At 36.5% G+C, this 20,219-nt stretch carries 11 protein-coding genes; 4 read left to right on the forward strand and 7 right to left on the reverse strand.

The features are described from left to right. Positions 1-126 precede the first annotated feature (126 nt). The 3 genes from F6K23_RS17550 to F6K23_RS17560 form a co-directional block, all read right to left on the reverse strand. The gene (locus F6K23_RS17550) at positions 127-294 is read right to left on the reverse strand and encodes a hypothetical protein (RefSeq protein ID WP_293158118.1); all 168 of its coding nucleotides are present in this window, start codon (positions 292-294) and stop codon (positions 127-129) included. A 381-nt stretch (positions 295-675) separates the two neighbouring features. Continuing rightward, positions 676-1,104 carry a KGK domain-containing protein gene (locus F6K23_RS17555; RefSeq protein WP_293158121.1) on the reverse strand — a complete coding sequence of 143 codons (429 nt, stop codon included), beginning with the start codon at positions 1,102-1,104 and terminating at the stop codon, positions 676-678. Positions 1,105-1,457: 353 nt separating this feature from the next. Next, a complete protein-coding gene (locus F6K23_RS17560; protein ID WP_293158304.1) occupies positions 1,458-3,950 on the reverse strand; it encodes a dynamin-like GTPase family protein in 2,493 nt (830 codons plus the stop codon). A 2,979-nt stretch (positions 3,951-6,929) separates the two neighbouring features. On the opposite strand from F6K23_RS17560, the gene F6K23_RS17565 reads away from it, so the two are divergent. Continuing rightward, positions 6,930-7,610 carry a glutathione S-transferase family protein gene (locus F6K23_RS17565; protein ID WP_293158124.1) on the forward strand — a complete coding sequence of 227 codons (681 nt, stop codon included), beginning with the start codon at positions 6,930-6,932 and terminating at the stop codon, positions 7,608-7,610. Between the two features lie 565 nt (positions 7,611-8,175). Further along, positions 8,176-8,865 (forward strand): glutathione S-transferase family protein, encoded by a 690-nt coding sequence (locus F6K23_RS17570; RefSeq protein ID WP_293158127.1) that lies wholly within the window; start codon positions 8,176-8,178, stop codon positions 8,863-8,865. Between the two features lie 1,046 nt (positions 8,866-9,911). Here the strand turns inward: F6K23_RS17570 and F6K23_RS17575 are convergent. The 3 genes from F6K23_RS17575 to dnaK form a co-directional block, all read right to left on the reverse strand. Beyond that, positions 9,912-10,055 (reverse strand): hypothetical protein, encoded by a 144-nt coding sequence (locus F6K23_RS17575; RefSeq protein WP_293088335.1) that lies wholly within the window; start codon positions 10,053-10,055, stop codon positions 9,912-9,914. A gap of 996 nt (positions 10,056-11,051) precedes the next feature. Further along, positions 11,052-12,050 (reverse strand): J domain-containing protein, encoded by a 999-nt coding sequence (locus F6K23_RS17580; RefSeq protein WP_293158130.1) that lies wholly within the window; start codon positions 12,048-12,050, stop codon positions 11,052-11,054. Positions 12,051-12,557: 507 nt separating this feature from the next. Beyond that, the gene (dnaK, locus tag F6K23_RS17585; protein WP_293158133.1) at positions 12,558-14,573 is read right to left on the reverse strand and encodes a molecular chaperone DnaK; all 2,016 of its coding nucleotides are present in this window, start codon (positions 14,571-14,573) and stop codon (positions 12,558-12,560) included. 1,076 nt (positions 14,574-15,649) lie between these two features. Between dnaK and pds the strand changes: the two genes are divergently transcribed. Both pds and crtB read left to right on the forward strand, forming a co-directional pair. Beyond that, the gene (gene pds, locus F6K23_RS17590) at positions 15,650-17,107 is read left to right on the forward strand and encodes a 15-cis-phytoene desaturase (protein WP_293158136.1); all 1,458 of its coding nucleotides are present in this window, start codon (positions 15,650-15,652) and stop codon (positions 17,105-17,107) included. Next, positions 17,091-18,029 carry a 15-cis-phytoene synthase CrtB gene (gene crtB / locus F6K23_RS17595; protein ID WP_293158307.1) on the forward strand — a complete coding sequence of 313 codons (939 nt, stop codon included), beginning with the start codon at positions 17,091-17,093 and terminating at the stop codon, positions 18,027-18,029. The genes pds and crtB overlap by 17 nt, the downstream gene beginning before the upstream one ends. 649 nt (positions 18,030-18,678) lie before the next feature. On the opposite strand, the gene F6K23_RS17600 is transcribed toward crtB, so the two are convergent. Next, positions 18,679-19,146 (reverse strand): RNA-binding protein, encoded by a 468-nt coding sequence (locus F6K23_RS17600; RefSeq protein WP_293158139.1) that lies wholly within the window; start codon positions 19,144-19,146, stop codon positions 18,679-18,681. Positions 19,147-20,219 lie beyond the last annotated feature (1,073 nt).

Here is a 20,219-nt window from a genome sequence, read left to right on the forward strand (position 1 = left end):
AGTTGTGAGACTATCTGAATTTTTGACGGAATATTTTGGTTATATTATTTCTTGTCTCCTCCAGAATCAGAAATTTATGGAGAATTATCTGACAGATATAAATGTAGTTTTTGCCAAGAAGATTTACTACTGATTATTTTGACTAAAGTTTGGCAGTAAGTAATTGAGCGGGAATGTTCTTAGTTCGAGATATTCAGAAATATTATGGTGAGTCAAATTCTGGTTTTTGACCAAAATTTCATGGTCGTAAATAGAGAAAAGTAGTTCTTGAGCTAGAAATGTTTTTTGATTCATTATTATTGAGTATCTGCGCACCTTACAAGAAATTTATGAGTGGAGTTCGTTGTGAAATTGTCTGAATTTTTAGCAGAATATTTTGCTTGTATTATTTCTTGTCCTTTCCAGAATCATAAATTTATAGACTAATTATCCGACGGATATAAATCAAGTTTTTGTCAGTCAGATTTACTACTGATTATTTTGACTAAATTTTGGCAGTAAGTCATCTAAGGGAGACACTTCAGTTTCGATACTTTCTGAATTATTATCCCCAGAATTTTCTATCTAACTTGATTCAACTTCTTCAGTTTCTGTTTCAGCTTCATTGGGACAAAATTATACAGTAACTTTTACCTTTATTTTCTCTGACTGCCATAATTTTCACCCAGAAAGTTTCTACTTATTTTCCTGATTAAATTTTTGTCGTAAGTCATCAAGTGGCGATACTTCATTTTCCAGTTCTTCTGAATTATTATCGCCAGAATTTTCTGCTTCATTTTCTTCTATTTCTTCTTCAGATTCATCAGGGTAAAATTTGACAGTAAGTTCTACCTTGATTTTTCCTTTTTGCCAACTTTGAACGCCTAATCTCAAAACTTCACACTCTACACCATCATAATCATCATAAAATAGTTGATTTTTTATTTTCTCATCCCGAATATCTACTCTACTAATAATTGCTGATTGTAAGTTGGAAATTATCATATGTAAATATTTAAAGTTGTTTGAATTCAGAGCTAAATATGTACCGACATTTGCATCAATTTCAACAACTTCGTCCCAGTTTAATACAATAAATTCTTGATTACCTGAATTGTCTGCCATTTTTTAATTCCTCTATTTCCAATAAATTCTTCAGTAGGGATATGTAGGGTATTTCAGCAAGACACCCTACATTTTTCTGGGTAAGACTATCCCTAACTATTCAACTTCATCTGCTGAGGTAAGTGATCAAGTGGGGATACTTCAATTTACATATTTTCTGAATTATGATTGTCAGAAACTTCTATTTCATTTTCTGACTGATTTGATTCAGTTTCTTCAGGTTCATCAGGATAAAATTTATCAAACTGGTATTACTTTTAACTTTTGACTTTTGACTTTTGCCTTGCGCGAAGCATTATAACTGTAGGATGCTTCAACAACACACCCTACATTTTTCTGAAATAAAGCTACCCCTAACTATTCAAATTCATCTGCTGTTTTAAATCATCAAGTGGAGATACTTCTTCACTCTCCAATAATTTCTCATTTTCATCACTTACTACATCCAAATCATCCTCACCTTTCCCAAAATTAAACCCAGAAATAATTGGCAATTTTCGCTCATTCAACAACATCGTATGTAAACAACTATTAATACTAGAAACCGACTGATTATAAACTCCAATTTTCTCCTCAACCTCAGTTTGTAAACGTAAATTTAGTTGAATTTTATCCGCAGCTTCAGTCTCCAAACTTTTCTCTAAATATTCCCGCGCTTGATTATATTGCTGCATAATATTTTCCCCTTGTTTTTCCGCCATAGGTAATAAATTAGTCTTCAAAGTTTGATTCACAGTCTGACGAAAAGTCTGCCGAATTGTCTTAGAAACTTTAGGCTCAAAATCCAACTTCAACAATTGCCTAATTGCCGGTTCAGCTTCTACCATACTGCTACAATCAAAACTTTGAGAAGTCTGCAACAAAGTCTGCCGAAACTGATAGATAGAAAAAGTTCCTTCATCATAAAAACGGGGACTTTCTCGCACAAACCTGTCACATTCTATCCGCGCGGCACTTATTAATGCCGTAGTAACTGCTTTTTCTACTTCCTTTAAATGTTGTTCGATACCTCCATCATTTCCCAACAAACGATAAAGTTGCCGATAATATTCTGACTTACGAACTCGGTCAATTAAACGTTGGAAAAATCCACTTACCACTGACTGGGTAGAATCAACTAAAATATCCTCCAATTGATTCGCTAAATAATAAAGTGCTTCGACCAAAACTGCTAATAAAGGTGCCGTTGCATTCCGTGGATGATTAATAGTTGCCCGACTATAAGCAGCTTCTACAGAAAAAGTATCTAATAATTCATCTAAACGACGAATCATCCGAGATTGGAGTTGATTAAAATCTGCTTCAAAACCATCACATTTATTTGTGACTAGGAAATTTACTTCCTCAGAAATATGCTCGCTAAACTCCTCCCCCACTTCCTGAAGTTGAGAATTCAACAATGATAATTCCTGGATTTTCATTGCCTCTATTTCCTGGGGTTGACTTGCCAAGTTTTGTTGAGTAGCTAAATAATTTTTCTGTAATTGAATACAGATATTTTGCAAATCGTCTGCCAAATTTGCAAATAATTGTGGACGTTTTTCCTCCTTCAGATACCTAGTAACTCCATCCCTAAATTCTTCTATTCCACTATCTTTTATTAATTGTTCGATTAACGGTTTTCCCCACTCACCTAAAATCCGGACATAATTTTCATTAGGTGACTCAAAACCATTAATACTTATCCGAAAATTACTCGGAAGTTTGCGAGAAGTACCACAATAATTGTTAAAAGCATAGACAAATTGTGGCGTTTCCTCCTCCTCATCTAAACCTTTAACACTATTAGCAAATATACTATCTAAACCAAAGCGATCGCTTGAACTTGCTTCTTTAATTAAACTGCCATAAAAACCTAACAACCCACTGGTTTTATAAATCCTTTCTGTATCCCGAAAATCAGAAATAATCAAACTTTCTAATCGTTGTCTGAGTTGAGAATTGTACCAAGTTTCATCAATACGATTAAACACATAAAAAACCCGGTCTCTAATTCCAGGATTTTCTCGCATTTTTTCCAGTAATTCTGTTTCTTCAGTTGTCATATCTCCCGCAGCAGCAGCTTTTAAAACACAAACAACCGCAGAAATTTCTGGGTTTTCTATTTTGTCATAAGTAACTTGAGCATCTTTCTCAACTGGTGCATCAATTCCTGGCGTGTCAATAATCACATTTCCATCTTCTAAAAGAGGATGATGACAATAATATTCTACCCGCTTCAACACAGCACTATTCATCCCTCGTCGTGCATAACTTGCTGCTTCTTTCAGGTTAGAAAAATTAAACTGCTCCATAGAATAAATAGCATTTTCAGCAGAATGAATACATTCTTTATTCGCCTCAAAACCATCTACTAATAATTTCAATGCTTTTGCTTGTTTAGCCCGCTCCGATTTATTTTCGCCACCTTCATTTTTAATAATTGCGTCGCATTGTTCCCGAATAATTTCTATTACTTCTGGTTGTTGAATTTTAGCACTGGGGTCTAAGCCTAATTCCTTTCGTAAAATTGCTACTTGTTCTTGAATTTCTGCCCCGCTTAAAAATGTTAAAACTACTCGTTCTTTTTCAGGTTCGGCATATTCAATATAACATTCTGTTCCTGTAGCGTGTCCCTCTGCACTATAAAGTAATTCCCGCCCTAATAAAGCATTAATTAACATCGACTTACCCGCACTAAAAGCTCCCGCAAATACTATTTCAAATTTGGGATAAATTACTTTATTTAAAGAAGCACGAACTGCTGTTGTATCTTGTTGTCTAAGAGTAGATTCTTGATGCAATAATTGAAGTAAATTTTCTACCTGATTTTGTAAGTCTTGACATTGAGTAGGAATTATATTCATTTCTATTTTATGGCGTGAGTAAATTTCTGTTATTTTATTATTAATTATTTCTCGATCCACAACAATAGTATTTTCACTGATTAATATTTCACTTGAATCAGCATAAGACCTTCATTAATGGATAATTGATAATTGATAATTGATAATTACCTCTGGTTAAAACCGTTCTTGATTGAATATAAGGAAATATTATTTCTTTTCTTGGTCGATTGGATATAGTTAGGAAACCCATCCATCCCACCCTTGGGGAAGCTACGCTAACGACCGCTTTTTTCCCCTTAAAAGAGGAGGCTTCAAGGCGCGAATTATTTAATTATTAATTATTCGGTAATTTGAGGGATAAATCAAAAAAATATTCATTGGTAATTTTTAAACAAGGAAATGTATATAGTAATTATCGAGTAAGCATTCAGCCGTCAGCTATCAGCTATCAGCTATGAATTATTAACTCATTTCTTACCAAAAATTGCATGGGTTCACAACTCAAGCGAGTCTTTCTTGTACTTCAATACTCTGGTTAAAAATGTAGTAGAAGTTAAAATAAAGTTGGCTTCATTCATTAAAAAAATGTTTGTGTAGCATTCCGAAAGAAGAGCTGACTACTCATAGCTAAATGTTTATAATACTCTGGTTAAAAATGTAGTAGAAGTTAAAATAAAGCTGGCTTCATTCATTAAAAAGCTGTTTGCGCAGCATGACCTAGGAAGAGCTGACTACTAATAGCTGAATGCTTACATTCTCGACGCAGTTTTGTAGAAAATATAAGTACTTGTGCAAAATTAATTCAAAATTTGTAAGTAGATAGTAGGTAGTAGGGAACAAAAAATATACTTGTCTACTTCAGCAGTTAATCTAAAAATACTTTTTCCGTAAATATTCAGCTAGCTCGCATTCAGCTTTTAGCTGTTTCATAAATAATGAATATACACTGCTAAAGTCAAGGTTAGTTATTTTTTCAATACTTTGAATTCTCCTTAAACCGTTCAATACTAACTCCTGTTATAAAGGCAGTGAATTAATAGCTAATTGCTAAATGCTTACTTTTTCCTATCTATAGCAATCCTAAATAGGTTGCGACAAATCAAAAAGTAGATAAAAAAGTTGAAACTCTTACCTGTTACCTGTTGCCTGTTGTCTGTTGCCTAAAAAGCAGTAAGATTTTTGCCACGAATAAAATAGGATTGCTATATTTAACCAGACCATCAAATAAACAATTAATTTGGCTTAATTAGGGTTTGCCTATCGAAAGTCTTTTTGCTCTTTGTAGGAGACAGGATAAATGGATCGGGAGCGAGGAGGTAGGAGTAAGAATTGTCTCTCAATTTTTATGCCATAATCATCCCAAGATACTACAGCAATATGGTTTGAGTTGTGAGATATTGGAGATTTTTAGGCAACAGACAACAGGGAACAGAGAAGAAGAAAAAAACGAATATATATAAGTAAGATAACTGCGATACTCTATGCTTTAAAAGAACATCTCAATTCTCACATCTGATTCCTGATTGCTATAGCTTTTTGAGCTTTTTCCACCGAAAATCTGGTACTTTTTTCAAAAGTAAAACGCTAAAATATTTATCTGTAAATACTTTTATAATTAATCAGTAAGCCCTAATTATTTATTTGCAAAAAAGAACAGCACCCCAAAATTAATATAGACTTTAAAGCCAACTTTGGTAGTAAGATTTACTGAATAATTAATAATTAATAATTAAATAGGGCTTGCTGATTAAATCTAAAAGCATTGACATATAAAGGTTGAGCGCATTTTTTAGTAAAAAAAAATCCAAATTTTTAGGTCGTAATGGTTGAAAAAATCAGCATTTTAGGCGGATAGTTGTGCAGAATAATCAAAGGATGATTCTTTCTCCTACCTCCTCTATAATTCCCCGTTCCTCCTGTCTCCTGTCTCCTACCCTTACCTATAATACTTTTTCAGCAAACCCTAAATAATTCGCGCCTTGAAGCCTCCCTTTTTAAGAGGAAAAAAGCGGTCGATATTCGCAGCGCACCCGTTGGGTGGGATGGATGGGTTTCCTAACAATATCCAATCGAGCAAGAGAAGAAATAATATCTCCTGATATTCAATTCCGTAGCGGTTTTAACCAGAGGTAATTATCAATTATCAATTATCAATTAATGAAATCTACCTCAATTAGTAAAGCTTTGATCTAAAGCTAAAAGCAATAGCTGTTTGCGTAGTATATCGTAGGGAAGAGCTGATAGCTGACTTCTAAATGTTTACTAATAAAGTCATTTATATCTGACTAATTAGGGCTTGCTAATTAAATATCAAAGCATTGAATGATATTGGTTTTAGTATTTTTCGGGTCGAAAAAAGTGCGTCTGTTTCAGTCTAAAACGCTCAAAAAGTTAGTATTTGAGGCAAGAATTGGGCAGAAAAATAAAGGGACAATTATTATTCCTACCTCCTCGCTCCCAAGCCATTTCTCCTGTCTCCTGTCTCCTGTCTCCTTACCCCTACTAAAATACTTTTTCAGCAAACCCTAATTATGATTGTGAAATCGACTTAAATCACCAACAATTTCTTAACTGATAAAAATGATTGTTGGAAAAATTTTGCCAAACACCATACTCGCATCTCTAAAATTATCTCCATCTCTCTTTTATCAAGAATAAGAAAGATTTACCTTCTAAAAGATAAGCATTTCCTGCGGAATACTGCGCAAACAGGAGTCAGCTATAATTTTTATTACCTTTCAAAGAGAAAAAAGTAATTTTATCAAAGCTTCAGAGTACGAATATCTCGCTGAGAATGTAGTAGAAGTTAAACGAATGCTGGCTTCATTTACAATCCAAATAAAATCTAGTATGACTTATTTATAATTACCTAAAAATAGTTAATTCTTGCTGTAAAAATAACTCAATTTTGACAAAAAATATTATTTATTAACAAGCAAAAAATCTGTTATCCTTAATAGAGCAGTTGCAAGTATGATGCCATCCATGAAAATCAAAATGTATGATCTAGTAGGGGCAGAAAATAACAGAGCTTTTAGCCCCTACTGCTGGAGAATTCGTATGGCTCTAGCCCATAAACAACTAGAAGTAGAAAGAATTCCTTTGCACTTTACTCAAAAAGAAACAATCGCTTTCTCAGGTCAAGAAAAAGTACCAGTAATTGTTGATGGCGATCAAGTAGTTTTTGACTCTTGGAATATTGCCAACTACTTAGAGGAAACCTATCCAAATCAACCTTCTTTATTCGGCTGTTCCCAAGCAAAAGCTCAAACTTTATTTATCAAAAATTGGGATGAAAAAGTTTTGGCTCCAGCCTTACTACCAATACTCATCTACAATGTATTTGAACATATAGATGCCAAAGACAAAACCTATTTTCGAGAAACTCGCGAACCAAAATTAGGCAAACCACTAGAAGAATTTAAAGATGTAAAACAATCTCAAATTGATAATTTTAGAACCATCCTCTCTCCTTTAAGAGAAACTTTAGATAGGCAGCCTTTCTTAGCAGGAGAAAAACCAAACTTTGCCGATTACATTATATTTGCTAAGTTTCAATTTGCTCGTTCCATTTCCCCCATTAAATTATTAGAAACCAACGATTATGTTAATATGTGGCGGGAAAAAATGCTCGATTTATTTGACAGTCTGGCACGTCAAAGTCTTGGTTACAATTAACTAGTGCAAGATGGCGGAAATAACTAACCAGTTACAAAATCCTAAAACAATTACAAATTAAAAATGATTGACTTTTAACTTCTGTGTAGCGACACTAGCTATCAGCAATTAGTTATCAACTATCAGCCTAAAAATTTGCCCATATAATTAGGACTTGCTGATTAAATATAAAAGTATTTACAGATAAAGGTTTTAGCCTTTTTGGAGCTTTGAAAAAGTACGCCTGTTTCAGCTCTTCACGCTCAAAAAGGAGCGTATTTTAGGCTCATAGTTGGGCAAAACAATATTGGAACAATTCTTACTCCTATCTCCTCTAAATTCCCCGTTTCTCCTGTCTCCTACCCCTACCAACAGACTTTCCATACGCAAACCCTAATTAGGTATCTGTTTGTGGAGAATTCCGGAACAGAAAAGCTTGGGTTTAAATCTCCGACTTCTATTAAGTCGCTTAATTTTAGGAATAATTTAAATCCCCTTATCAAAAGCTGACTGCTGATTGCTGAAGTACTTAATTGCTAAAGGCTTTTTAATAGCAAACTCAAGAAAAATTGGAGCTTTTTAAACTATGACTATCGACTTATATTATTGGCCTACTCCTAATGGCTGGAAAATTTCTATTATGTTAGAAGAAACAGAAACCCCTTATAACTTAATTCCAGTTAATATTACCGCCGGAGACCAATTTCAACCAGAATATCTGAAAATTAGCCCTAACAATAAAATGCCAGCCATTGTTGACCCCAATGGACCCAATGGCAACCCTATTTCTCTCTTCGAGTCAGGAGCTATTTTGCTTTATTTAGCAGAAAAAACAAGTCGCTTTATTCCCCATAACCCAAGCGATCGCTACACAGTCATTCAGTGGCTAATGTTTCAAATGGGAGGTGTTGGCCCAATGTTAGGGCAAGCTCATCATTTTCGTCAATATGCACCCGAAAAAATTCCCTATGGAATAGAAAGATACACCAATGAAGCATCGCGTTTGTATGGAGTATTAAATCGACAATTATCTCAAGTAAAATATGTCGCGGGAGATTATTCTATTGCCGATATGGCAATATATCCTTGGATAGTACCCCACGAAAAACAAGGGCAAAATTTATCAGACTTTCCTCATTTAAAGCGATGGTTTGAAACTATTAGTCAGCGACCTGCAGTGAGTCGTGGTTTAGCAGTTTTGAGTGAGAGTCGGACAAAGAAGTTTGATGAAAAAGCCAGGGAAAATCTTTTCGGCGCTCGTCAGTTTCAGCAGTAATTAATAACTATTAAGTAGAAAATGGTAAATTTTGGATGCTATTTATCAAATTGTAAATTAGCTAAAAAGTTTATATTAAATAGCTTTAGGGGTTTTTTGATTAAATATACAGTGTCTTTTTTTTAGTCTGCTCTACTTAGTTTTAGTAGGGTAGGTAAAAATTTACTTACCCTACCTAACCTAGTTTTGATAGTAGAATTTGGTACGGTACTATTTGACTACTCCCCGCAGCTATTGCCGAGGGAATTCTAAGTTGATACTACGCAACAGGATCAATCCTTGTTGCTTTGTTACTCCTTAGCTGACCAAAGATATATTCTTTGGGGACAATTTCCGCGGTGCCACTACACAGTCGGCATAGCGTCTAAGCCATGCTTTGCTGCTTACTTTTGTCTAAACGTTTGTATATCCAGATAATAGCACAGGAAAACTTTAGAAGTCTTGTCTAAACGACTCGCTTGTTTTCATCCCCCGGTTAAAACACGGGGGCTTTCAACGTCGCTTTTCGGTAATATTTTCACCAGTTCAATTTTATGGCTAGTTTAAAAGGAGAAGTATTTATTTTTGAGGTAGTTACTATCAACAACTCTGGCAAAATAGTCAACCGCACCTCTACCAGTGCTAAACAAAAAATACCACAAGCAAGTTTCTAATACAGACTTCCAGCTACTTACCACAAAACAGTCAATCTATCAATCTACCGAAAAATTAGGAGAGAAAAATTAGTCATTCATCGTCAAATAAATTCAGGCGATCGCCTCTAAAAACAACGACACAATAGGTATTTGCAGCCTCAAAATTCTTTTAAGTAATACTTACCCTTGGATTTTTCTACCATTTAGAGTATCACACAACCGAGTAAAAGCGCTAAAAATATTGAAACTTCGTTAGCTAATTGGGAAAACTTCTCTCTGATTTTGTCAGAGGTTGATGACAAAATTCAAAATTTTTAAACTAAAATACTAAAACCTATAATTAAAACTTACCGAATAATTAAGGTAAATGCTGACTTTGACATCCTCCCCGGCCTAAAGGCGCGAGGATTCCTACTGAGCCGTAGCTCTTCGGCGGGTTGACGCTTCACAGGGTGCTGCTTCCTTGGCGGTAGTCTGATGCTTCCCTCCACGTCCGTTTAGAGTTTCCGAGTGCCCCCCGGCAACTAATAAGAGTTTAGCATATATCCAATTCACTTGCAAATCAAATAAAAAGTCGCCCTACAAGGGCGAGGCTTTAAACCCAATTTTTCGGTAAATATTGGATTAAAAAAAAACCTGAATGAGTTTACCCCGCACAGACTCTTAGGCATCGCTAAGGGTCAAAATTGACGTGAGGAAAGTCCGTCAAATTCATTCTGATTAAGAGTTCCCATGACTTTAGTCTGGGGAGAAGTCAATTAGCATTTAGATTAGATAAACAATATAGTTATAGCTCTTCAACAGTCAAAATAAATAAACTATTAATTATTCAAAACACCTACGACGTGATTATCTGGTATGTACCGATTGATTATTAGTATTAGAGGAAAATTATGAAATTAGAAAGCAAGAATACAAAGCCTTAATCAACTCATTAGCTGTTGTCAGAATGTTACGTTTTATCGAACAATTTGAAGCAGGTTAGGTCGATTATACTAAGGAAAAATATCAATTAGATAGAACTTACATTAGAGGAATTTCAAGAGTTTGTTAGACAAAAAAACAAAACAAATAGTATAGCAGTCGAAGCAAAGGTTAGGACATGAATAGAAGCTGAAACCCTTTTGTATTACCCTATTGCCTGTTGCCTTGCGCGTAGCGCTATCAGCCGAAAAACCCAGACCCCCATCAACATAGATGCGTTTTGGAAAAGGTTGTCTGAATTTCTTTTCCAAAACTTCCCTCCGCTGCAAAAAAAAAATCATCCTCAATAATAGAAATATTGCCCGATCGCTTCCTATGAGTATAGATAGTCAAAATATTGAACCTTGTCATCTTATGGAGCTCAAAAAAAAATCTGAGGAAAATGAGGTTGCATTCGCTCAAAAACTCCGATATAATTTATATATTGGGAGTTTTTCGCCCCTACGCATGATTTTTTATTCAACAAAAAAAAGGAAATCCAAACGTATACAACATAAAGTTAGAACATATCAAAAGCTCAAAACTCAGACAAAGCAAACTTCTTGCTTCGCACAGCCAAAACTCAAATTAAACAGGCAAATCCTTCCTCGGCTTAAACCTCTCAACCTCCCGTAACCTCTGATAAATCTCCAACTCCTCCTGACTAGGCTCCTTCGGAGTCACAATCTTAATCTCCACCAACTGGTCACCACGCTCACCCTTCCCATCAGGATACCCCTTACTCGCAAGTCGTAAACGTTGACCAGAAAAAACCCCCGCCGGCAACTTCATCTTCACCCAACCATCCAAAGTCGGCACCTCAATATCCCCACCCAAAACAGCCTCCACAGGAGTAATAGGCAACTCACAAAAAATATCCGGTCCCTCCAACTGATAAAAATCATGAGGAGCGATCGTAATCTTCAAATACAAATCTCCCCCACCCAGACCTTGATTTTTCAGACGAATTCTTTGACCACTAACCATAGCCATCGGCATATTCACCTCTATCGAACGGCCATCCTCCAAACGTATTTTTTCAACCCCTCCCACATAAGCCTTTTCCAAAGGTAAAGTTAATCTAGCCTCAATATCCTTCTTTACTTCCCGTTCTGTAGCTCTATAAGTATTCTTTTTCTGACCAGGACGATAAACATTAGAAGTCTGAGTTTTTGGTGCTGTCGAAGCAACTGGAGTTCTAACTTCACGGCGACGACCCAATAGTTGGTCTACAAAAGTATTAAAATCTGAAAAATCACTAACATCTGAATTTTTTTCATTTTTTCGCCCATTTTCATCACGATTATCCCAATTCCTAAAATCAGGAACTCGTATCCCTACCCTACCCCCAATTCCTTTAGGCTTCCAATATCTAATAAACTTATCGTACTCTGTTCGTTTTTCTATATCCGATAAAATATCATAAGCTTCATTAATATCTTTAAATTTTTCTTCTGACTCCTTATCACCAGGATTTACATCTGGATGAAACTGTCGTGCCAGTCTCCTATATGCTTTCTTAATTTCATCCACCGAAGCATCTTTAGAAACATCTAAAATCTGATAATAATTCCGAAAATTTTGCATGTGTTAACTTAAACTTATAAGTTTTAACTATAAATATTTTCTATAACTCTTTAAGGCAAAACGGTAGGATACTTAAGAATTCTTACCGAAAAATTTTGGTTATGCGCCTCCCCTTTCAAGCTATGCTTTATAAACATCTTTCTTAACATAAAAATTGACAAAATAGACAAGTTATGTATAAGTATTTAAAAGGTTTTTGCCAGAGAAAAAATGTATTAAAAAGTACATTTTTTTTGATGACTTAAGTAGTTTTTCCTATCTACTATAATCCTTTCTCCCTTCTCCCCTGCTCCCTACTCCCCTGGTCCCCACAAAGTTTTCAGGAATTCCCAATCGGGGATAGCCTTTTAAGGGGATAAAGAAAGAGAAGATTCCAAATTTCAACCCCAATGCTTTCCTAGGTCATGCTGCGCAAACAGCAAGAGGTACTGATAACTGATAACTGACTATTGATTAGCTATATCTTGCAACTAAATAACAAACTATCTCCCGTCAAATCTAAAATAATTACAACCAATCATCATCATCATTCCAATCATCACTCTGATAATAACGATTAGGTCTAGTCGGTCTGTTATAATTAACTCGATCCGAAGACCTACGATCTATCCTACTATCATAATCATAACGTTCCCTGCGCTTGCGGTCATCTCCAGAAATACTCCGACGCACAGACCCAAAGAAATCATCATCCTCAGATTCAGAAGTATAAATTGAAACTTCACGATTCAAATCGTACAGAGCATCCTGTAAATCAACTCCCACCCGATCGATACCCCGCTCATCATCCCTCTCCAGGCTATCCCGCAATTCTCTAATCAACATCTCAATCCGTTGACGACTCCTAGCAGCAAATTGCATACCATAATCCAAGGCCACCTCCCGGAGTTGTCGTTCAGCTTGAAAGGCCAAAGCCTCAGCACGATTACGCTTTTCTACTTGCTCCCGTCTAAGTCGGTCTGTCTCAGCAAATTTTTCAGCATCCCGAATCATCTGACTAATTTCTTGCTGAGTTAAAGTCGATGCTCCTTGAATAGTAATACTTTGAGCCCTACCAGTAGTTTTGTCCATTGCAGTCACCTGCAAAATACCATTAGCATCAATATCAAAAGCCACCTGTACCTGTGGCACACCCCGTGGAGCAGGAGGAATACCCGTCAGCTTAAATTTTCCCAGAGACTTATTCTCCGCCGCAATTTCTCGTTCTCCCTGAATAACATGAATCTCAACAACAGTCTGGTTATTTTCTGAAGTAGAAAAAATATCAGAACGTCGTACCGGGATAGTAGTATTTCGGGGAATAAGTTTTTTCATCACTCCACCAATAGTTTCTAAACCAAAAGATAATGGAGAGACATCCAAAAGCAGCACATCTCGTACATCACCAGCTAAAATTCCCGCCTGAATAGCAGCTCCCACTGCCACAACTTCATCAGGATTAACCCCTTGATTTGGTTCCCTATCTATCAGAGAGTAAACTAAATCTTGGACAAAAGGAATCCGAGTTGAACCGCCCACTAATACTACTTCATCAATCATAGAAGGACTAATACCCGCATCTTTTAATGCCATTTTCACAGGGCGTCCAATTCTAGGAATTAAATCCCCACAAAGTCCTTCAAATTGAGACCTAGTCAATCTAGTTTCCAAATGTTTAGGACCCTCTTGTGTAGCCGTAATAAAGGGTAGGTTAATTTCAGTCACTCCAACCCCAGATAATTCTATCTTAGCTTTCTCTGCAGCCTCCATCAAGCGTTGTAACGCCTGGCGATCGCTTGTTCTTAAATCTATTCCTTCTGTCTCTAGAAATTGTTCTGCCAACCAATTTACTATTCGTTGGTCAAAGTCATTACCCCCTAGTTGGGTATCTCCACTTGTAGATTTAACTTCAAATACTCCATCTCCCACCTCTAATATTGATACATCAAATGTACCTCCACCCAAGTCGAAGACCAAAATCACCTGATTATCTGTATTCTCTAATCCATAAGCCAAAGATGCAGCCGTTGGTTCATTGAGAATTCTTTTAACTTCTAAACCCGCAATTGTCCCTGCATCGCGAGTGGCCTGTCTTTGGGAATCATTAAAATAAGCTGGTACGGTAATTACTGCCCCTGTAACTTCTTCTCCCAGATAGCGACTTGCTTCATCCGCCAACTTCCGCAATATCATTGCTGAGACCTCTTCCGGAGCAAAATCTCGTTTCATCCGAGGACATTTAATTTTGACATTGCCATATTCATCCCGGCGAATTGTATAGGGAACCCGCTTTGACTCTGGAGATAGTTCAGAGTATTTACGTCCAATGTATCGTTTGACCCCATAGAAAGTGTTCTGAGGGTTCAGAACAGTTTGTCTTCTGGCCATTTGTCCTACTATTCGTTCTCCTTCCTTGGTGAAGCCAACTACAGATGGAGTTGTCCGCATTCCTTCTGAATTGGCTATCACGATGGGTTTTCCGCCTTCCATGACGGAGACTACGGAGTTTGTTGTACCCAGGTCTATGCCGACTACTTTGCCCATGCCTTAGTTTTCTTTATTCTGTCCTGTTGTTGATTATTCTATCGTTTCAAACTTCTCAAGCTTTGAGGATAGCCTCACCCTCTCAAAGGAAGACATAAGGCCAGAAGCAATAGATAGGAGTCATCAAATATATTTTTGCCTTCTGTCTGCCTATATAGTTGTTTTCAACTAAATTTATTTATGAATTATGGACCAAGTTAACGAAGTCAGAAGTCAGAAGTCAGAAGCGGTGCGACCCCGCGTCGGCGACAGACGCAAGGGAACGCGCACCAAGAGAGTCAGAAGTTATTTTTGTAACGGGGATTTAAGCCCCGCTCCAAAAATATTACGCCTTAAAAGGCGGGGTTGCGCGACCCATATTATTTTGATAATTTTTTTGAGATACACAACTATGCTCAAGATTCCCTTGCTCACACCCTCAAATTTATTTAATTTATGGGGTTTACATTCTTCTCTCTGTCGCCTTATTCCTTACTTGGCCTTTTTTTCTATGGCTACATACTTAACTTAAGATTTTTGACATCCTCATCCAGTTAAATCAAAGATTATAACGGGAGATTCCCAAACCTCACGATTTAAGTTTACTGCTTGAATGGCACTTATCTAGACTGTTGGGGGCTGGCAACAGTACGCCAACGAGCGTCAATTTATTCTACGATCTGCAAAGGCCGCAGTGAAACCTCAATGATGGAGTGCTGATTGTTTGTTTGGTCGCGATTCCGAACCCGGTAAATCAGAGATTATACCGGAAGTCCTCTCGCTCCATTTTTGATAGATTTAATTTTTTTTGATGATCGCCTCTTACCCTTAGTCTGTTAATCTTAAATCTGTTATTGATATTCAAAAGCAAATTTAAGTATATATTTTTAAATTTTATTAAGATAATCAGATTATATTACTTATTTTGCTGTAACATTACCACACTTGTCTAGTTTTTGTCAAAAGTACATATAGCAAAAATTGAGACAAATGGAATTAAAAATAACAAATGAGATGTTGCTGAAATTTGTAACAACTTGTAAAGTAATAATAATAAAAAAGAAGTAAATTGAATTAAAGAGGTTTTTACCAAGTAAATGCGAGTTGCGATCGCGGGAGCGGGACTAGCGGGTCTTTCTTGTGCCAAATATCTAACAGACATGGGTCATACTCCAATACTCCTAGAAAGGAGGGATGTTCTTGGAGGTAAGGTAGCCGCCTGGAAAGACGAGGAAGGAGACTGGTACGAAACTGGTCTACATATATTTTTTGGAGCCTATCCAAATATGTTGCAGCTATTCAAAGAACTAAATATAGAGGATAGACTGCAATGGAAAAAGCACACGATGATTTTTAATCAGCCAGAAAAACCAGGAACATACTCTAGATTTGATTTTCCTGACATTCCAGCACCTTTGAATGGAGTAGTGGCGATTCTCCGCAATAATGATATGCTAACCTGGCCAGAAAAAATTAGATTTGGCATAGGTCTGATTCCAGCTATGCTTCAAGGCCAGGAATATGTGGAAAAAATGGACAGATACACCTTCTCAGAATGGTTGAAAAAACAGAATGTTCCTCCCAGGGTAGAGAAAGAAGTATTCATCGCCATGTCAAAAGCATTGAACTTTATTGGGCCAGAGGAAATATCCTCAACTGTAATTCTCACAGCTTTAAACCGTTTTCTCCAAGAAAAAAACGGATCTAAAATGGCCTTTTTAGATGGTTCGCCGACAGAGCGATTATGTCAACCTCTGGTAGATTATATTGCTAAGGGAGGTGGAGAAGTAGAGTTAAATGCACCGATCAAGGAATTTTTACTGAACGATGATGGTAAAGTCAGTGGATTTCTCATCAGAGGATTAAATGGAGCAGAAGATCGAGTCATAACTGCTGATGCTTATGTATCAGCAATGCCAGTCGATCCCCTAAAAGTAATGTTACCCAAACCATGGCAGCAGATGGAATACTTCCAAAAGCTCAATGGTCTTGAAGGTGTACCAGTAATTAATCTACATCTATGGTTCGATCGCAAACTAACAGATATAGACCATTTACTGTTTTCACGCTCACCTCTACTAAGTGTCTATGCAGACATGAGTAACACCTGTCGTGAATATGCTAATCCCGATCGTTCCATGTTGGAATTAGTATTAGCACCCGCCAAAGATTGGATTAATAAATCCGACCAAGAAATAATCGCAGCCACAATGGCAGAGTTGGAAAAATTATTTCCCCATCACTTTAAAGGAAATTCTCCAGCTAAGTTGTTGAAATCTCACGTTGTCAAAACGCCGCGCTCTGTATATAAAGCTACCTCCGGTCGCCAAGATTGTCGCCCTTCCCAAGTAACACCAATTGCAAATTTCTTCCTTACAGGAGACTATACTATGCAGCGCTATCTAGCTAGCATGGAAGGAGCTGTACTTTCTGGAAAGCTGACAGCGCAGGCAATTACTAAGGCAAGTTCCGCTAACGCTTCTACTCACCTTGAATCTCATGCAAACCTGCAACCAACAACTCCAAAGCCAGCAAAGAATGCTGCAACGGTCTAAATTTTCTCAGCGCATGACTCGTTCATCCCTGGTATCACTAGAAGAGTCTTATGAGCTGTGCCGTCAAGTCACAGCTACCCATTCTAAAACTTTTTACATGGGTACTCAGTTAATGCCAGAAGCTAAACGTAAGGCGATATGGGCAATATATGTCTGGTGTCGTCGTACAGATGAACTGGTTGATGGACCCATGTCAAGTACTACAACTACAGAAACTCTCCAAGAGTGGGAAAAACATCTAGAATCTATCTTTGCTGGCTATCCACTAGAAGATACAGATGTAGCTTTAGTAGATACTCTATCCAGGTTTCCTGTAGATATACAACCATTTCGAGATATGATCGCGGGTCAGCAAATGGATCTGTACCGCAGTCGCTACGAAACATTTGAAGAACTGGAACTTTACTGTTATCGAGTGGCAGGTACAGTTGGTTTAATGACTATGCCAGTAATGGGAGTTGATCGCTCTAGTTTTGCTGCTCCCTGGAATAAAAACCAACAGATGAAATCTCCCACGTCAGAGGCGATCGCTTTGGGAATTGCCAATCAACTTACCAATATTTTACGAGATGTAGGAGAAGATGCTCGTCGGGGTCGGATTTACATTCCTCTAGAAGAATTAGCTTTGTTTGATTATACCGAAGAAGATTTATTCAATGGTGTAATCGATCGACGCTGGCGAGAATTAATGAAATTTCAGATTAACAGAGCACGCAAGTTTTTTATTGATGCAGAGAAAGGTATTAGGCGTTTGAATCCTGATATTCGTTGGCCTGTTTGGTCAGCTTCCATGCTTTACAGTAAAATTTTAGATGCTATTGAACGCAATCAATATGATGTGTTCAACCGTCGAGCTTACGTTTCTACCCCTAGAAAGTTAGTATGTTTACCCATAGCATTACTTAGATCGAAAGTGTTATAAGTTTTTGAATTTTTTCTTATAACATATAGTTATTTTGAATCATAGACTGTCTTAAGTGTGGTATATCTATCTATAGATCGTGTATGAGATGCAAGTATTAATTTAAGGGCGTTGCACAGTGACGAATGATTTTAGATTTTTGATTGAATTGAATTTTGGATTAATCATTCTAGCAATTGATTAATTAATAGTTTTTTAGTCAAAGTATAAACTAATTTTTGGCAATATCATTCCATAATGTGCAACCCCAATTTAAGAAATGCGGTTGGCTTGACCGTTGCGTTGATGTCTGTGGACGGAGTGCTGCCGACAGTTCCGTAAGAAGCAGGAAGTAAACATTAAAAAGTCACTTGTTTTGACGTTTTATATCAGTTTTATGAAGCAGGTAAGTTTAGCTACAAAGATAGTGGTTCCAAACTTATTAAATATCAAAGTTACGATCGTGAAACCGATAACTAATCAACTGAAATCTTTCTTGTCTTAGTCAAAAATTAAACTATAAAAAAAGCCTTTGATTTAATAATAAATCAAAGGCTTCAAAGTAATTGTATAAACTTTTTGAGATTGTAGATATAAGTACAGTTGCTTGTAAATCTATATCTACAATCATCTTAAATTGATAGTCTGATTGCTTTAGTTATTTGTTTTCTTAAGAATTAGTAGTAGCTGCTAAACGCTGCTTCAACTCTGCTAAGGCATCTGCCCAACGGGGGTCTGGCTGAACTGCATCATTTCCACTAGGAGTACTGCTGGTAGTTTTAGATGCTCCTTTATCCTTTTCACGACGAGACTTTTTGATCTTACCGCTACTTTTGTTGGCTGGTTTTGACTCATCCTCAGTCTTTTCTAAATCGCTCTTATTCTTAGAGCGGGGCAAAGCCTTTTCAATTTTCAAAGGACTTTCTTTAAACTGATAACCATTATACTTTTCAATAATTTGGTCAGCTTGTTCATCATTTTTGACTGTTACAAAGCCAAAACCACGACACTTTCCAGTTTTACGGTCTGTAATCAATTTAGTGATCACACTATCACCTTCTTCGGCAAAAACTTCTTGCAGTTCTTGACGTTCCATTACTTCTTTAGGTAGATTACCTATATACAAACGAATTGACATACTAATTTCCTCCAGACTTTGACTTGCTTAATGACAATAAAACAAAAACTTTGTTAACTGAGATTGACTGAACACAAACAAAAGAAGAGGGCGCTCAAAAAAAACTGCTCCTGACTCTGAAGTGCGAAAAACCTGAGACAAATATTACTATTTACCGTTCTACTAAACTTACCCAAACTTACCCAAAAGGGTTTTAGAGCTAGCTTCCTGCTTTGCTGACGCAATACTGCGCGAACATTGAAGACCACTGACAGCAGTCTGTAACTTATCTTGTCCACAGGCTTAAAATCGGCGGGAACTCCACCTACTAAAATCTATTAATCTACTATGAAAACTTTGCTACTTGATATTTTCCGGACATTCACTTAAGGTTAATGGATTTCTCAATCACCTTTTTACAGGCCACCTACTCTTAAGAGTTTTGTATAGGGTTTCAAGCCTTGATCTAAATTAAATTAGCTTTATTTTTGCTTTTATGTACCCTACCAGACAATCAGTTTTTTGTCAAGATTTATTGAGATTTGTCCAAATTTATCCAAATTATTTAACTTCAGTAGTTAGCCCTTAATAAAAAGTGAAATGATCTCCCATTTTCCAATTTGGTTAACTTTAGCAGATAATCTGATTTTATCAGGTTGTTTTTAAACTCTTTAGTCACCACTCAGTAAACAAGGCTATAGGTCTTGCTAAATTACTTCTTTTTGATATTGATTTGCTAAACGCTTATAACCCTAACTTATAAATATAACTTTAAAGCCTGCTAAATTCAAGCAACTCAATTACTATATATTACATTTATTTTTAGTATACTCCCTACTATTGAAGATCAACTCTTAAGCATAATTTTTACCTTATTTTCCAAGCAAACCGGAAATGTTCATATTAGATATTTTACTTTTTAGCACACAACATTATATCTGACTAGTATAAACTTATCACAACCCTAAGTCAATAATCTACATATTTTTGAAAAATTTGGCTACTCATATTTTCTTACCAAAAAATTCGGTTTAAAGCCCTATCCTAAAAGAAAAGTTCTATATTATCATCAAGAATGGCTTGAATTGTCTGAG

The organism is Okeania sp. SIO2C9, assembly GCF_010672455.1.
In the GTDB taxonomy this organism is placed as follows: Bacteria; Cyanobacteriota; Cyanobacteriia; order Cyanobacteriales; family Microcoleaceae; genus Okeania.

Coding starts and splice junctions, on each gene's coding strand:
- F6K23_RS17570 (WP_293158127.1), top strand. CDS start 8,176: ATGACTATCGACTTATATTATTGGCCTACTCCTAATGGCTGGAAAATT.
- F6K23_RS17580 (WP_293158130.1), bottom strand. CDS start 12,050: ATGCAAAATTTTCGGAATTATTATCAGATTTTAGATGTTTCTAAAGAT.
- F6K23_RS17565 (WP_293158124.1), top strand. CDS start 6,930: ATGTATGATCTAGTAGGGGCAGAAAATAACAGAGCTTTTAGCCCCTAC.
- dnaK (WP_293158133.1), bottom strand. CDS start 14,573: ATGGGCAAAGTAGTCGGCATAGACCTGGGTACAACAAACTCCGTAGTC.
- crtB (WP_293158307.1), top strand. CDS start 17,091: ATGCTGCAACGGTCTAAATTTTCTCAGCGCATGACTCGTTCATCCCTG.
- pds (WP_293158136.1), top strand. CDS start 15,650: ATGCGAGTTGCGATCGCGGGAGCGGGACTAGCGGGTCTTTCTTGTGCC.
- F6K23_RS17560 (WP_293158304.1), bottom strand. CDS start 3,950: ATGAATATAATTCCTACTCAATGTCAAGACTTACAAAATCAGGTAGAA.
- F6K23_RS17555 (WP_293158121.1), bottom strand. CDS start 1,104: ATGGCAGACAATTCAGGTAATCAAGAATTTATTGTATTAAACTGGGAC.
- F6K23_RS17550 (WP_293158118.1), bottom strand. CDS start 294: ATGAATCAAAAAACATTTCTAGCTCAAGAACTACTTTTCTCTATTTAC.
- F6K23_RS17600 (WP_293158139.1), bottom strand. CDS start 19,146: ATGTCAATTCGTTTGTATATAGGTAATCTACCTAAAGAAGTAATGGAA.